The sequence below is a fragment of the Zoogloea sp. LCSB751 genome, assembly GCF_002028455.1.
In the GTDB taxonomy this organism is placed as follows: domain Bacteria; phylum Pseudomonadota; class Gammaproteobacteria; order Burkholderiales; family Rhodocyclaceae; genus Zoogloea.
In genome coordinates, this window is the sequence record NZ_MWUM01000354.1 from 1 (window position 1) to 257 (window position 257).

Annotated in this window: 1 pseudogene; it reads right to left on the bottom strand. The window is 42.8% G+C overall.

The window, feature by feature from the left end:
• Positions 1-93 (bottom strand): annotated as a pseudogene (locus tag B4920_RS31155) (DNA-binding protein); the annotation flags it as partial.
• Positions 94-257: the final 164 nt, after the last annotated feature.

Genomic DNA, 257 nt, shown 5'->3' on the forward strand with positions numbered 1-257 from the left:
TCTTCGCCAGAGCGTCGTATAGCTAATGTGGTAACGAGCCATCACTTCGTAAGATGTTAGAAAAGGGGTTACCTGGTGCGCTACTGCTGTCATCTGCATTCTCCTGAAAATCAATGTAAAGCTATCATCGCCTGATTCATCACTTGTTGATGGTCAGAAAGATGCATTATTTGTTCAGAAGATCAGCCTTATCATGACACCGGTATCATTGTGCAGTTTACCAAATTTCCAGTTTACGGCGAAAAGCGCCGTAAAAT